The following is a 12,608-nucleotide window of genomic DNA, read 5'->3' on the forward strand; positions in this document are numbered from 1 at the left end:
AACTACTTCCGGGTCGGCAACCTCACCGCCCTGCGCGAACTCGCCCTGCTCTGGGTGGCCGGGCGGGTCGACGAGGGGCTGCGCGACTACCGGGCGGCCCACAGCATCGACCGGGTCTGGGAGACCCGCGAGCGGGTGGTGGTCGCCCTCACCGGCGGCCCCGAGGGCGAGACCCTGATCAGACGCGCCGCCCGGATCGCCGACCGCACCGCCGCCGGCGACCTGCTGGCCGTCCACGTGACCCGCAGCGACGGCCTGGCCGGCGCCTCCTCCGGCGCGCTCGCCCAGCAGCGCCGGCTGGTCGAGACCCTCGGCGGCAGCTACCACGTGGTGGTCGGCGACGACATCCCCACCGCGCTGCTCGCCTTCGCCCGCGCCCACGACGCCACCCAGCTGGTGCTGGGCACCAGCCGCCGCGGCCGGATCAACCGCTTCCTCACCGGCCCCGGCATCGGCGAGACCACCGTGGACGCCTCCGAGGACATCGACGTCCACATGGTCACCCACGAGTTCACCGGCCGCGGCCGGCTGCCCTCGCTGGGCCGGCGCCACTCCCGGCGCCGCACCGTCGCGGGCTACGTGGCCGGCTTCGTGCTGCCCTGGCTGCTCACCGCCGTGCTCTCCCAGGCCCACGCCAGCATCAACCTCACCACCGACGCGCTGATCTTCCAGCTCGGCGTGGTCATCGTCGCCCTGCTCGGCGGCGCCATGTCCGCCCTGCTGGCCGCGTTCATCGCCTCGGTGCTGCTGAACTACTACTTCATCCCGCCGATCCACAGCCTGACCATCGGGGAGACCAACAACATCGTCGCCCTGGTGGTCTTCGCCGCCATCGCGCTCGCCGTCTCCACCGTGGTCGACCACGCCAGCCGGCTCACCAGCCGGGCCGCCCGCGCCACCGCCGAGGCCGAGACCCTCTCCACCCTGGCCGGCAGCGTGCTGCGCGGCGCCGACGCACTGCCCGCCCTGCTGGAGAAGTCCCGGACGGCCTTCGGCATGCGGACCGTCGCGCTGCTCTCCCGCTCCGACGGCGAGGTGCTCGCCCACTGCGCGGCCGAGCACCCGGACGACGGGGAGGCGCCGCACGAGACCACCGAGGTCCCGGTCGGCGCCGACGCCGTCCTGGTCCTGACCGGCCGCCGGCTGCCCGCCGCCGACCAGCGCGTCCTCACCGCCTTCGCCGCCCACGTCGGCGCCGCGCTGGAACGCGACCGGCTGGCCGTGGTCGCCGCCGAGGTCGAGCCGATCAAGGCCGCCGACCGGATGCGCACCGCGCTGCTCGCCGCCGTCAGCCACGACCTGCGCACCCCGCTCGCCGCCGCCCGCGCCTCGGTCGGCTCGCTGCGCAGCCCCGACGTCGAGTTCTCGCCCGAGGACCAGGCCGAACTCCTCGCCACCGCCGACGAGTCGCTGGTCAAACTCACCCGGTTGGTGGACAACCTGCTCGACATGAGCCGGCTCCAGGCGGGCGCGCTCACCCTGCACCTCACCGAGACCCACCTGGACGAGGTCCTGCCCAGGGCGCTCGACAGCCTCCCCGACCCGTACGCGCCGGTCCAGCCGATCGACCTGACTGTTGACATCCCCGAGGGCGCCCCGCCGGTGCTCGCCGACCCGCCGCTGCTGGAACGGGTGCTCGCCAACGTGATCACCAACGCGCTGCGCTACAACGCCCCCGGCGCGCCCGTCCTGGTCACCGCCAGCCACCACGCCGACCAGGTCGAGATCCGGGTGATCGACCGCGGCCCCGGCATCGCCCCCGAGGACCGCGACCGGGTCTTCCTGCCCTTCCAGCGCCTCGGCGACACCGACAACACCACCGGGGTCGGCCTCGGCCTCGCCCTCTCCCGCGGCCTCGCCGAGGCCATGGGCGGCAGCCTGGAGGTCGAGGACACCCCCGGCGGCGGCACCACCATGCTGCTCACCCTGCCCGCCGCCACCGAGCACACCGCCGAGCCCTTCGCCACCGAGCACACCGCCACTGGGGAGGCGCCACCGCATGAATGAGATCCTCGTCGTCGACGACGAACCGGCCCTGCTGCGCACCCTGCGGATCAACCTCAGCGCCCGGCGGTACGCCGTCCGCACCGCCGCCAGTGGCGGGGAGGCGCTCGACCGGGCAGCGCACTCCGTCCCGGACGCCGTCCTGCTCGACCTCGGCCTGCCCGACCTCGACGGCATGGAGGTGCTGCGCGGACTGCGCACCCGCAGCCCGATGCCGATCATCGTGCTCTCCGGCCGGTCCGACGCCGCCGACAAGATCGGAGCCCTCGACGCGGGCGCCGACGACTACCTCACCAAGCCGTTCCTGATGGACGAACTGCTGGCCCGGCTGAGGGCGGTGCTGCGCCGGCCGCTGGGCGCCGTCCCGCCGGAACGGCCGGTGATCGGCGACCACACCGTCGACCTCGCGGCCACCACGGTGCTCGGCCCGGGCGGCCCGGTACGGCTCACCCCGACCGAGTGGCGGATCCTCGGCCTGCTGCTCGCCAACCCCGGCCGGCTGGTGCCCGGGCGGCAGATCCTGCGCGAGGTGTGGGGGCCGGCCCAGGAGTCGCGCGGCAACTACCTGCGGGTCTACCTGGCGGGGCTGCGCCGCAAGCTGGAGCGCGACCCGGCCCGTCCGCGCCACCTGATCACCGAGCCGGGGATCGGGTACCGGTACGTGCCGTAGCCGTAGCCGTAGCCGTAGCCGTAGGGGCGCGCGACGCAAGGCGCGCGCCCCTTTGGCTGCCACCCTCAGCAGTCCGCGCCGCCGGACTGCCGGGGCAGCGCCAGCGCCACCGTGTCCGCGAACTCCCGGACCGCGCTGGTCCGGCTGACCACCCGGCCGCTGTGCACCACCAGCCGGCTGTGCCCGCCCGCGAGCGCCCCGGCCATGCTGTCCCCGCGCACCGCCAGCAGCTCCGCCGGGAACCCGGCGTCCACCCGGACCGGCGGCAGCCCGAGCGCCGCCCGGGCCTGGTTCGCCACCGCGTCGTACGCCGCCTCCGGCGTCAACTCTCCGCCCGCCGCGAGCAGATAGGCGGACTCCAGCGGATCGGCCCGGCCGACCGGGTTGGACTGGTCCCGCAGGGCGCCGCTGCCCGCCGCCAGCGGCACCCGGGCCGCGGCCAACTCCCGGACCAGGCCCGGCCGCGGACCGGAGGGCCGGCCTTCCAGCCCGGTGCAGCCGCCGTTCTGCGGCAGCCAGACCACCCGCACCCCGCTGGTCGCCAGCACGGTGGACGCGCCGGGGGCCAGCGCCCCGCACGGGCCGAGCGTCACCCGCGGCCGCATCGGCGCCAAGACGCTTGCCAGCCGGGCGAGTTGGGCCGCGTCCGCGGCGGTGGTGTGGAGGTCCACCGGGCAGTCCGCCTCCCGGGCGGCCTCCAGCAGCAGGTGCACGTACCCGGACGGGTCCGGGTCCAGCTCCGGGCAGCCGCCGGCCGCCGTGGCGCCCAGCTTGAGGGCCTCGCGCAGCTGGGCGCGACCGTCCGCGCCGGCCCGGCCGGTGAGCAGCCGGGGCATCGCCACCGCCTGGAGCTCGGCCAGGCCCCGCAGCGCCTGGCGGGCGGTGAGCACCGCCTCCAGCCGGCTCAGCCCGTGCACGTCGCCGATCCGTACGTGGGTGCGCTGGGCGGTGGCGCCGTAGCCGAGCGAGGTCAGCGCGGCCTCGGTCACCCTGCGGGTGAGGTCGGCGGGGGCGTCCGGCGGCGGGGTGGGCAGGGCGGCGGAGAAGGCGGTGTCGTAGTGGGCGTGCGCCTCGGCGGGGGCCGGGAGCAGCAGGTAGCCCCGGAGGTCGATCCGGGCGCCGGTGGTGACGGTGGGGGCACCGGGCAGGGCGGGCAACGGGCCGAGGCTGCCGACGGTGCCCACCGCCTGGATCCGGTCGCCGCTGATCCGGACGTCCACCACCCGTCCGTCGGCCAGTCGGGCTCCGGTGAGCAGCAGGACCGGGCCGTGTCCGAGCGGGTTGGCCGCCGGGCCGGGCCCGGAGTCCGGCCCGTCGGCGGCTGCGCTGTCCATCGACGGCTCCTTCTCGTGACCCGGCCAATGAGCGTCGAGCCTATGGCGCACGGGGGCGGGCCGCCGGGAGGCGGGCAATAGTCGTATCGGCTCGGGGCGCGCGGCTCGCGGGCCGATCGAACGCCCGGCCTTGGATCGGCCGTCCGTGCACCTCGCCGACCTGCGGTCTTCGCCCCGGGATACGGATTTCACCTCTGGGCGCGGAACGTGTAATCTCTTCCTCGTTCGCCCCTATAGCTCAGTCGGTAGAGCGTCTCCATGGTAAGGAGAAGGTCTGCGGTTCGATTCCGCATGGGGGCTCTGGTGAAAGGCAGTCAGCTTCGGTTGTGCTGCTGATCACTGTGGCGGTGTAGCTCAGTTGGTAGAGCAAGCGGCTCATAATCGCTGTGTCACCGGTTCAAGTCCGGTCACCGCTACCCCGCGTAGTCGGTCGGGAGATCGCACTCCCGGTCGGCTACTCTTGTTGTGTTCTTATTCGTTGTCCAAGGAAGGCACTCCCGTGGCTGCCACCGACGTCCGCCCGAAGATCACGCTGGCCTGCGTGGAGTGCAAGGAGCGGAACTACATCACCAAGAAGAACCGGCGTAACGACCCGGACCGTCTTGAGATGAAGAAGCACTGCCCCCGCTGCAACTCGCACACTGCGCACCGCGAGACCCGCTGACCCTGTCGCAGGGCGCCGGGCCTGTGTGAATTCAGGTCTTCGACTCCGGGCCGCATCCCTCAACAGGGGTGTGGCCCGGAGTCTTTTTCGTATCCGTCCGCGTTTCCACCCGCGTTCCGAGGAGCTGCCATGGCGCTCGACCCGTCCTTCATCGGGCGTAGTTACCCGCCCACCGATCCTTACGAGGTCGGCCGGGAGAAGATCCGCGAGTTCGCGATCGCGATCGGGGACGCCAATCCGGCGTACACCGACGCGGAGGCCGCGAAGGCGCTGGGCCACCCGGACGTGATCGCCCCGCCGACCTTCCCGTTCGCGATCGCCTTCCAGGCGGCCGGCCAGGTCGTCGAGGATCCGGAGCTGGGCCTGGACTACAGCCGGGTGGTGCACGGTGACCAGAAGTTCCGGTACACCCGTCCGGTGCGGGCCGGCGACCGGCTGACGGTCGCGGTCACCATCGACAACATCAAGTCGCTGGCGGGCAACGACGTGCTCACGGTGCGCGGCGAGGTGGCGGACGAGACCGGCGAGCACGTGGTGACGGCGATCATGACGCTGGTGGCCCGGGCCGCCGACGAGGCGGGGGAGTGAGCGCGATGGCGATCAACTACGACGAGGTCGAGGTCGGCACCCAGCTGCCGGCACAGTCCTTCCCGGTGACCCGCGCCACACTGGTGCGCTACGCGGGCGCCTCCGGCGACTTCAACCCGATCCACTGGAACGAGAAGTTCGCGCTGGAGGTCGGCCTGCCGGACGTCATCGCGCACGGCATGTTCACCATGGCCGAGGCGATCCGGGTGGTCACCGACTGGGTCGGCGACCCGGCTGCGGTGGTCGAGTACGGCGTCCGCTTCACCCGGCCGGTGCCGGTGCCGAACGACGGGGTCGGCGCGGTGATCGAGGTCTCGGCCAAGGTCGCCAAGAAGCTGGACGACCGCACGGTGCAGGTCGACCTGCTGGCCACCTCGGGCGGGCAGAAGGTGCTCGGGATGTCCAGGGCGGTCGTCCGGCTCGCCTGAGGCCCTCGTTCTCCGGCCTCTTCCCGGCGCTTTCCCAGGCCGTTCTCCGAGGTCAGCCGCCCCGGGGCCCGTTCGACGGGCTTCGAGGCGGTTTTTCGCGCTTGCAGAGATAGTGATTGGTCACTAACTTGGTTTCCGTGGCGAAGACGAGCATGCGGATGAGTGCGGAGGAGCGGCGTGAGAGCGTCGTCCGGGCTGCGGTGATCGAGTTCGCCAGGAACGGCTACCGGGGCACCTCCACCGAGGCGATCGCCCGTCGGGTGGGCGTCTCGCAGCCGTACCTGTTCCGGCTGTTCCCGAGCAAGCAGGCGATCTTCACGGCCGCCGCGGAGCGCTGCATCGAGGAGACCTGGCGGGTCTTCGACGAGGCGTCCGTCGGGCTGACCGGGGAGGAGGCCGCCGCGGCGATGTCCGAGGCGTACATGGGCCTGGTCGAGGACAGCGAGCAGCTCATGATGCAGATGCAGCTCTACGTCTCGGTGTTCGCCTCCCGGATGGCCGGGGAGGACGAGATCGGCGAGACCGCCCGGCAGCTGTGGGGGGAGCTGTTCGAGCGGGTCCGGGAGCGGGTCGGCGGTGACGTGCAGGGCACCACGGAGTTCTTCGCGTACGGCATGCTGATCAACGCCCTGGTGGCGCTGGGCTTCCCCCGGGAGCACCGGGTCTGGGACGGCTTCGGCGATCGCGAGGACGGGCGCGAGGACGATCGCGAGGACGGGCACGAGGGCGGGGAGTAGCGGGTCGCACGGCGGAGTCCGTGCGGCCTTTTTTCGGCCCTCGAAAGTTAGTGATCAATAACTATCTGGGAAACTCTGGGGGAAGTGGAGTCATGACGGAGATCACGACGAAGAACACGACGGAGCCCGCGACCGAGAAACCGGGCCTCGGACGCACCGGCGTCTGGACCCTGGTGATCACCAGCCTCGCCGGTTTCATGGCGGCCCTGGACAACCTGGTCGTCACCACCGCGTTGCCGTCCATCCGCGAGGAGCTCGGCGGCGGGCTGTCCGACCTGGAGTGGACGGTCAGCGCCTACACCCTCTCCTTCGCCGTGCTGCTGATGTTCGGCGCGGTGCTCGGCGACCGCTTCGGCCGCCGCCGGATGTTCGTGGTCGGCCTCTCGCTCTTCACCGCCGGCTCCGCCGCGGCCGCGCTCTCGCCCGGCATCGGCGCGCTGATCGCCGCCCGTGCCGTCCAGGGCGTCGGGGCCGCGGTGTCGATGCCGCTCACCCTCACCCTGCTGACCGCCGCCATCCCAGCGGTCAAGCGCGGGATGGCCTTCGGCATCTGGGCCGGCGTCAACGGTCTCGCCATCGCCACCGGGCCGCTGGTCGGCGGCACCCTGACCGAGAACCTCTCCTGGCAGTGGATCTTCTGGGTGAACGTGCCGGTCGGCGTCGTGCTGATCCCGCTGGCCGCCTGGCGGCTGCGCGAGAGCCGGGGGGCGAGCCCCGCGCTGGACGCCGTCGGCACGGTGCTGGTCAGCCTCGGCCTGTTCGGCGTGGTGCTCGGCCTGATCCGCGGCAACCCGGACGGCTGGACCAGCCCGCTGGTGCTGGGCGCGCTCACCGGCGGCGCGCTGCTGCTGCTCGCCTTCGTCCGCTACGAGCAGCGCGGCGCGAAGCACCCGATGCTCCCGATGCGGCTGTTCCGCAACCGGACCTTCACCGCCGTCAACGCCTCCGGCCTGCTGATGTCGCTCGGGATGTTCGGCTCGATCTTCCTGATCAGCCAGCACCTGCAGACCGTCGGCGGCTACACCCCGCAGGAGGCCGGCGTCCGGATGCTCCCGTGGACCGGGGTGGGGCTTATCGTCGCGCCGCTCGCCGGCATCCTGGCCGACCGCTTCGGCGGCCGTCCGATCGTGGTGCTCGGCCTGACGCTGCAGGGCGTCGGCCTGGCGCTGTACGCGGTGATCAACACCGGGATGGACCACTACGCGTACGGGCCGGTGGTGCCCGCCGTGGTGATGTGCGGCGTCGGGATGTCGATGTACTTCGCGCCGACCGCCGCCATGGTGATGGACAGCGTCCGGCCGGAGGAGCAGGGCATCGCCTCCGGGGCCAACAACGCGCTGCGCGAGGTCGGCGGCGCGCTCGGGGTGGCGGTGCTGGCGGCGGTCTTCTCGGAGCAGGGCGGCGACGGCACGGCGGGGACCTTCGTCCACGCGATGGGGCCCGCGCTGTACGTCGGCGCCGCGGTGGTGCTGGCGGCCGGGGCCTGCGGGCTGCTGCTGCCGGGCCGGCGGAAGCCGGGCGGGCGGCCCGCGGTGACCGAGTCGCCCGCGGTGGCCGCTCTGGTCGAACCGGGAGCGGCGGCCGCGCCGGTCGAGTCGGGAACGCCGGCGGTCGAGGACGCCGTCCCGGCCGAGGTCTCGAAGGCCTGAGCGGTGGGCGCGGGCCACCGGGGGCGGCCGACCGGCCGCCCCCGTCCCCGTACGCTGGTGGGCGTGCTGGTAGAAAACGACGCCCCCCTCGCCCCGCTGACCACGCTCCGGCTCGGCGGCCCGGCCCGCCGCCTGGTGACCGCCCACACCGACGACGAGGTGATCGCCGCCGTCCGCGAGGCCGACGCGGCGGGCGAGCCGCTGCTGGTCCTCGGCGGCGGCTCCAACCTGGTGATCGGCGACGCCGGCTTCCCCGGCACCGTGCTGCGGATCGCCACCACCGGCTTCGCCCTGGACGGCACGGTGCTGGAGCTGGCGGCCGGGGAGGTGTGGTCGGAGGCGGTCACCCGCGCGGTGCGCGAGCACGGCCTGGCCGGGATCGAGTTCCTGGCCGGCATCCCCGGCTCGGCCGGCGCGACCCCGGTGCAGAACGTCGGCGCGTACGGCCAGGAGGTGGCGCAGACCGTCACCGAGGTGGTCGCCTACGACCGCGCGGCGGGCGAGGTGGTCACCCTCACGAACGCCGAGTGCGCGTTCTCCTACCGGCACAGCCGCTTCAAGGCCGAGCCGGACCGCTACGTGGTGTTGCGGGTGCGGTTCGCCCTGGCGGACCGCGCGGGGCTCTCCACCCCGGTCAAGTACGCCGAGGTCGCCAGGCACTTCGGTGTCGAGCAGGGCGAGCCGGTGCCGCTGGTCGAGGCGTACGACGCGGTGCTGGGGCTGCGGGCCGGCAAGGGCATGGTGCTCGACCCGGCGGACCACGACACCTGGTCGGCCGGCTCCTTCTTCACCAACCCGGTGCTCACGGCGGCGCAGTACGAGTCCTTCCGCACCCGCCCGGGCACCGAGAACGCCCCCGCCTACCCGGCCCCGGAGGGCTGCACCAAGACCTCGGCGGCCTGGCTGATCGACCGGGCGGGCTTCGGCAAGGGCTACGGCGACGGCCCGGCGACGCTCTCCACCAAGCACACCCTGGCGCTCACCAACCGCGGCGCGGCCACCGCCGAGGACCTGCTGGCCCTGGCCCGGGAGATCCGGGACGGGGTCCGCGAGGCCTTCGGGGTGGAGCTGGTGAACGAGCCGGTGATGGTGGGCGTCAAGCTCTAGGCCCCCGTAGGGGCGTGCCCGTCCACCAGCCAGGCGTCGATGTCCGCCAGCAGCTCCTTGCGGACGGACTCCGGCGCGCACGAGCCGCGCACCGACTGCCGTGCCAGCTCGGCGAGTTCGGTGTCGCTGAAGCCCAGGACGTCCCGGGCCAGGTCGTACTGGGCGGCCAGTCGGCTGCCGAACAGCAGCGGGTCGTCCGCGCCGAGCGCCAGCGGCACCCCGGCGTCGAACAACCGGCGCAGCGGCACCGCCTCGGGGTGCTCGTAGACGCCGAGCGAGACGTTGGAGGACGGGCAGACCTCGCAGGTGATCTGACGGTCGGCCAGCCGGGCCATCAGCCGCGGGTCCTCGGCGGCCCGGACGCCGTGGCCGATCCGGCCGGCGCCCAGATCGTCCAGGCAGTCCCGGACGGACTCCGGGCCGGCCAGCTCGCCGCCGTGCGGGGCGGCCATCAGCCCGCCCTTGCGGGCGATCTCGAAGGCCCGGTCGAAGTCCCGGGCCAGGCCGCGGCGCTCGTCGTTGGAGAGGCCGAAGCCGACCACGCCGTGATCGGCGTAGCGGACGGCGAGCCGGGCCAGCGTCCGGGCGTCCATCGGGGACTTCATCCGGTTGGCCGCGACCAGCACCCGGATGCCCACCCCGGTGGCCTCGGCGGCGTGCTTCACCGCGTCCAGGATCAGTTCCAGCGCGGGGATCAGCCCGCCCAGCCGGGGCGCGTAGGAGGTCGGGTCGACCTGGATCTCCAGCCAGCGGGAGCCGTCCCGCCGCTCGTCCTGGGCGGTCTCCAGGACCAGCCGGCGGATGTCCGACTCGTCGCGGAGCACCGAGCGGGCGGTGTCGTACAGGCGCTGGAAGCGGAACCAGCCGCGTTCGTCGGTGGCCCGCAGTTTGGGCGGCTCGCCGGAGCTGAGGGCCTCCGGCAGCCGGACGCCGTGCTTGTCGGCCAGCTCCAGCAGGGTGGCGGGCCGCATCGAGCCGGTGAAGTGCAGGTGCAGGTGGGCCTTCGGGAGGCCCCTGACGTCTCGCGGGTTCAACAGGCGTTCCATTCGGCGATACTGCCGTATGCGGCCCCCAAACGGGAACCGCCCTCTTTCCATCCCCCGAAGGGGTGAAAGAGGGCGGTATGCCGGGTGAATCCCGTATGTCAGGTTGACGCCCGGGGTCGGCGAGAGGTCAGTCGCGGGCCTCGCCGAGCAGCTTCTGGACCCGGCCGATGCCCTCGACCAGGTCGGCGTCGCCGAGCGCGTAGGAGAGCCGCAGGTAGCCGGGGGTGCCGAAGGCCTCGCCCGGGACGACCGCGACCTCGGCCTCGTCCAGGATCAGGGCGGCCAGCTCACCGGAGGTCTGCGGGCGCTGGCCGCGGATCTCCTTGCCCAGCAGGGCCTTGACCGACGGGTACACGTAGAACGCGCCCTCGGGCTCGGGGCAGACGACGCCCTCGATCTCGTTGAGCATCCGCACGATGGTCCTGCGGCGGCGGTCGAAGGCGGTGCGCATCTCGTGCACCGCGGACAGGTCGCCCGCGACGGCGGCCAGCGCGGCGCGCTGGGCGACGTTGGAGACGTTCGAGGTGGCGTGCGACTGCAGGTTGGTCGCGGCCTTGATCACGTCCTTGGGGCCGATCACCCAGCCCACCCGCCAGCCGGTCATCGCGTAGGTCTTCGCGACGCCGTTGACCACGATGCACTTGTCGGCCAGCTCGGGCAGCAGGGCCGGCAGCGAGGTGAAGCTCGCGTCGCCGTAGACCAGGTGCTCGTAGATCTCGTCGGTGAGCACCCACAGGCCGTGCTCCAGCGCCCAGCGGCCGATCGCCTCGGCCTCGGCCTCGGTGTACACCGCGCCGGTCGGGTTGGACGGCGAGACGAAGAGCACCACCTTGGTGTTCTCGGTGCGGGCGGCCTCCAGCTGCTCGACCGAGACCTTGTAGCCGGTGGTCTCGTCGGACACGACCTCCACCGGGACACCGCCGGCCAGCTGGACGGACTCCGGGTAGGTGGTCCAGTACGGGGCCGGGATGATGACCTCGTCGCCCGGGTCCAGGATCGCGGCGAAGGCCTCGTAGATCGCCTGCTTGCCGCCGTTGGTGACCAGCACCTGGGAGGCGTCCACCTCGTAGCCCGAATCGCGCAGCGTCTTGGCGGCGATCGCGGCCTTCAGCTCGGGCAGGCCACCCGCCGGGGTGTAGCGGTGGTTCTTCGGGTCGCGGCAGGCCTCGACGGCCGCCTCGACGATGTAGTCCGGCGTGGGGAAGTCGGGCTCGCCGGCACCGAAGCCGATCACCGGACGGCCGGCCGCCTTGAGGGCCTTGGCCTTGGCGTCCACTGCGAGGGTCGCGGACTCGGCGATCGCGCCGATCCGGGCGGAGACCCGGCGGTCGGCGGGGCGGATGGACTGGTCGGGCTGCGGGGTGGAAGCGCTCATGCCTGCATCGTCGCAGAACCGGGACGGACCGGTCATCGCGGTTTCACCATCCGTACGGCCCCGTCCGCATGGCGGCCCCCGCCGATCCGCCGGTGATCGCCGCGCCGGGCCGGACATCCGCCGGGCGGGCGGTGGCCCCGGAAGAAGAGGTTCGACCAAACAGCCTCCGACCACGTACACTCGCTCCTCGACGGCCCACCGAAAAAGACCGGAGCTTTCACCGCCTGTACAGACGGCGGGGGGAGATACGGTAGGTTGGTCGCCACCAGGAGCCGCGAGGTTCCGTAGGGCAATAGCTCAATTGGTAGAGCACCGGTCTCCAAAACCGGCGGTTGGGGGTTCGAGTCCCTCTTGCCCTGCTGCTTGATCCGTATTCAGCCCGTTCGCTCCACAGAGCGAGCGGGCTTGATGCGGAGAGGGCACCGATCAGCACCGCTTAAGCCGACCGCTCGTGCCTGAAACGGGTACGCAGGCGATGTTCGGCCGGACCCGGATTCAGGTGAGGACGAGTGACGGAGACCACGGGCTCCACCGCAACGCCTGAGAGCGGCAACCCCGAGGGGACCGACGGCGCTGCCGAGACCACTGCTGCCGAGGGCGACAAGAAGTCCGGCAAGCAGAAGAAGTCCGGCAAGCGGGCGAAGAAGGGCCTGTTCGCGCGGATGGGCCTGTTCTACCGCCAGATCATCGCCGAGCTGCGCAAGGTCGTCTGGCCCACCAGGAGCGAGCTCACCAACTACACCGCGGTCGTGGTGACCTTCGTCGTGGTCGTGATGGGCTTCGTCTACGGCCTCGACTACGGCTTCGCCAAGCTGAGCCTCTTGGTCTTCGGCTGATCGAGCCCCCACCTCCGAACCACCTCCCGACCCGGGCCGAATCATCGGTCCGGGTCGAGCTGTCGGCGGCGGACGTACGCGCGCGTACCGTGGACTCGGTACTGTTGAAGTCTCCGAGACCTTTCCTGGCGCCCGCGCGAGCGGCCGCGCGCCGGTCCGGTTTCGGAGCG

General features: G+C 72.6%; 12 protein-coding genes and 3 tRNA genes. 12 read left to right on the forward strand and 3 right to left on the reverse strand.

The features are described 5' to 3' along the window. Both ACIG5E_RS21475 and ACIG5E_RS21480 read left to right on the forward strand, forming a co-directional pair. The coding region (locus tag ACIG5E_RS21475) for an ATP-binding protein (protein WP_396535577.1) at positions 1–2,007 on the forward strand (2,007 nt) is incomplete at its 5' end. Continuing rightward, entirely contained in the window at positions 2,000–2,674 is a 675-nt protein-coding gene (locus ACIG5E_RS21480; protein WP_396535579.1) for a response regulator, read from the forward strand. The genes ACIG5E_RS21475 and ACIG5E_RS21480, both read left to right, overlap by 8 nt. 65 nt (positions 2,675–2,739) lie before the next feature. Here the strand turns inward: ACIG5E_RS21480 and ACIG5E_RS21485 are convergent, their stop codons facing one another. Beyond that, positions 2,740–4,008, reverse strand: a complete 1,269-nt coding sequence (locus ACIG5E_RS21485) for a hydrolase (RefSeq protein WP_396535581.1) — start codon at positions 4,006–4,008, stop codon at positions 2,740–2,742. Between the two features lie 227 nt (positions 4,009–4,235). Here ACIG5E_RS21485 and ACIG5E_RS21490 point away from each other — a divergent pair. The 8 genes from ACIG5E_RS21490 (at position 4,236) to ACIG5E_RS21525 (ending at position 9,181) form a co-directional block, all read left to right on the forward strand. Beyond that, positions 4,236–4,308, forward strand: a tRNA-Thr gene (locus tag ACIG5E_RS21490). A 43-nt stretch (positions 4,309–4,351) separates the two neighbouring features. Continuing rightward, a tRNA-Met gene (locus ACIG5E_RS21495) sits at positions 4,352–4,424 on the forward strand. Between the two features lie 83 nt (positions 4,425–4,507). Beyond that, complete coding sequence (gene rpmG, locus ACIG5E_RS21500) at positions 4,508–4,672, forward strand: 50S ribosomal protein L33 (RefSeq protein WP_006604855.1); 165 nt, start codon at positions 4,508–4,510, stop codon at positions 4,670–4,672. 129 nt (positions 4,673–4,801) lie between these two features. Next, positions 4,802–5,260 (forward strand): MaoC family dehydratase N-terminal domain-containing protein, encoded by a 459-nt coding sequence (locus ACIG5E_RS21505; RefSeq protein ID WP_396535583.1) that lies wholly within the window; start codon positions 4,802–4,804, stop codon positions 5,258–5,260. Positions 5,261–5,265: 5 nt separating this feature from the next. Further along, positions 5,266–5,688 (forward strand): MaoC family dehydratase, encoded by a 423-nt coding sequence (locus ACIG5E_RS21510; RefSeq protein ID WP_396535585.1) that lies wholly within the window; start codon positions 5,266–5,268, stop codon positions 5,686–5,688. Positions 5,689–5,846: 158 nt separating this feature from the next. Further along, positions 5,847–6,425 (forward strand): TetR/AcrR family transcriptional regulator, encoded by a 579-nt coding sequence (locus tag ACIG5E_RS21515; protein WP_396535775.1) that lies wholly within the window; start codon positions 5,847–5,849, stop codon positions 6,423–6,425. A 197-nt stretch (positions 6,426–6,622) separates the two neighbouring features. After that, on the forward strand, positions 6,623–8,074 hold the full coding sequence (locus tag ACIG5E_RS21520) for an MFS transporter (protein WP_396535777.1): 1,452 nt from the start codon (positions 6,623–6,625) through the stop codon (positions 8,072–8,074). Positions 8,075–8,137: 63 nt separating this feature from the next. Continuing rightward, entirely contained in the window at positions 8,138–9,181 is a 1,044-nt protein-coding gene (locus ACIG5E_RS21525) for a UDP-N-acetylmuramate dehydrogenase (protein ID WP_396535587.1), read from the forward strand. Here the strand turns inward: ACIG5E_RS21525 and ACIG5E_RS21530 are convergent. Next, positions 9,178–10,227, reverse strand: a complete 1,050-nt coding sequence (locus ACIG5E_RS21530) for an adenosine deaminase (RefSeq protein ID WP_396535589.1) — start codon at positions 10,225–10,227, stop codon at positions 9,178–9,180. The two genes, ACIG5E_RS21525 and ACIG5E_RS21530, sit on opposite strands and share 4 nt — an antisense overlap. 127 nt (positions 10,228–10,354) lie before the next feature. Beyond that, positions 10,355–11,602 carry a pyridoxal phosphate-dependent aminotransferase gene (locus tag ACIG5E_RS21535; protein WP_396535591.1) on the reverse strand — a complete coding sequence of 416 codons (1,248 nt, stop codon included), beginning with the start codon at positions 11,600–11,602 and terminating at the stop codon, positions 10,355–10,357. Positions 11,603–11,888: 286 nt separating this feature from the next. Between ACIG5E_RS21535 and ACIG5E_RS21540 the strand changes: the two genes are divergently transcribed. Next, a tRNA-Trp gene (locus ACIG5E_RS21540) sits at positions 11,889–11,961 on the forward strand. A 150-nt stretch (positions 11,962–12,111) separates the two neighbouring features. Next, entirely contained in the window at positions 12,112–12,438 is a 327-nt protein-coding gene (gene secE / locus ACIG5E_RS21545) for a preprotein translocase subunit SecE (protein WP_396535593.1), read from the forward strand. The last annotated feature ends 170 nt before the right edge of the window (positions 12,439–12,608 follow it).

The organism is Kitasatospora sp. NPDC053057 (assembly GCF_044546945.1).
Taxonomy (GTDB): Bacteria; Actinomycetota; Actinomycetes; order Streptomycetales; family Streptomycetaceae; genus Kitasatospora.

Bases quoted from the DNA above. Each gene is read 5' to 3' on its own strand.
- ACIG5E_RS21480 (WP_396535579.1), top strand. From the start codon at position 2,000: ATGAATGAGATCCTCGTCGTCGACGACGAACCGGCCCTGCTGCGCACC.
- ACIG5E_RS21485 (WP_396535581.1), bottom strand. From the start codon at position 4,008: ATGGACAGCGCAGCCGCCGACGGGCCGGACTCCGGGCCCGGCCCGGCG.
- ACIG5E_RS21505 (WP_396535583.1), top strand. From the start codon at position 4,802: ATGGCGCTCGACCCGTCCTTCATCGGGCGTAGTTACCCGCCCACCGAT.
- ACIG5E_RS21510 (WP_396535585.1), top strand. From the start codon at position 5,266: ATGGCGATCAACTACGACGAGGTCGAGGTCGGCACCCAGCTGCCGGCA.
- ACIG5E_RS21515 (WP_396535775.1), top strand. From the start codon at position 5,847: ATGAGTGCGGAGGAGCGGCGTGAGAGCGTCGTCCGGGCTGCGGTGATC.
- ACIG5E_RS21520 (WP_396535777.1), top strand. From the start codon at position 6,623: ATGGCGGCCCTGGACAACCTGGTCGTCACCACCGCGTTGCCGTCCATC.
- ACIG5E_RS21530 (WP_396535589.1), bottom strand. From the start codon at position 10,227: ATGGAACGCCTGTTGAACCCGCGAGACGTCAGGGGCCTCCCGAAGGCC.
- ACIG5E_RS21535 (WP_396535591.1), bottom strand. From the start codon at position 11,602: ATGAGCGCTTCCACCCCGCAGCCCGACCAGTCCATCCGCCCCGCCGAC.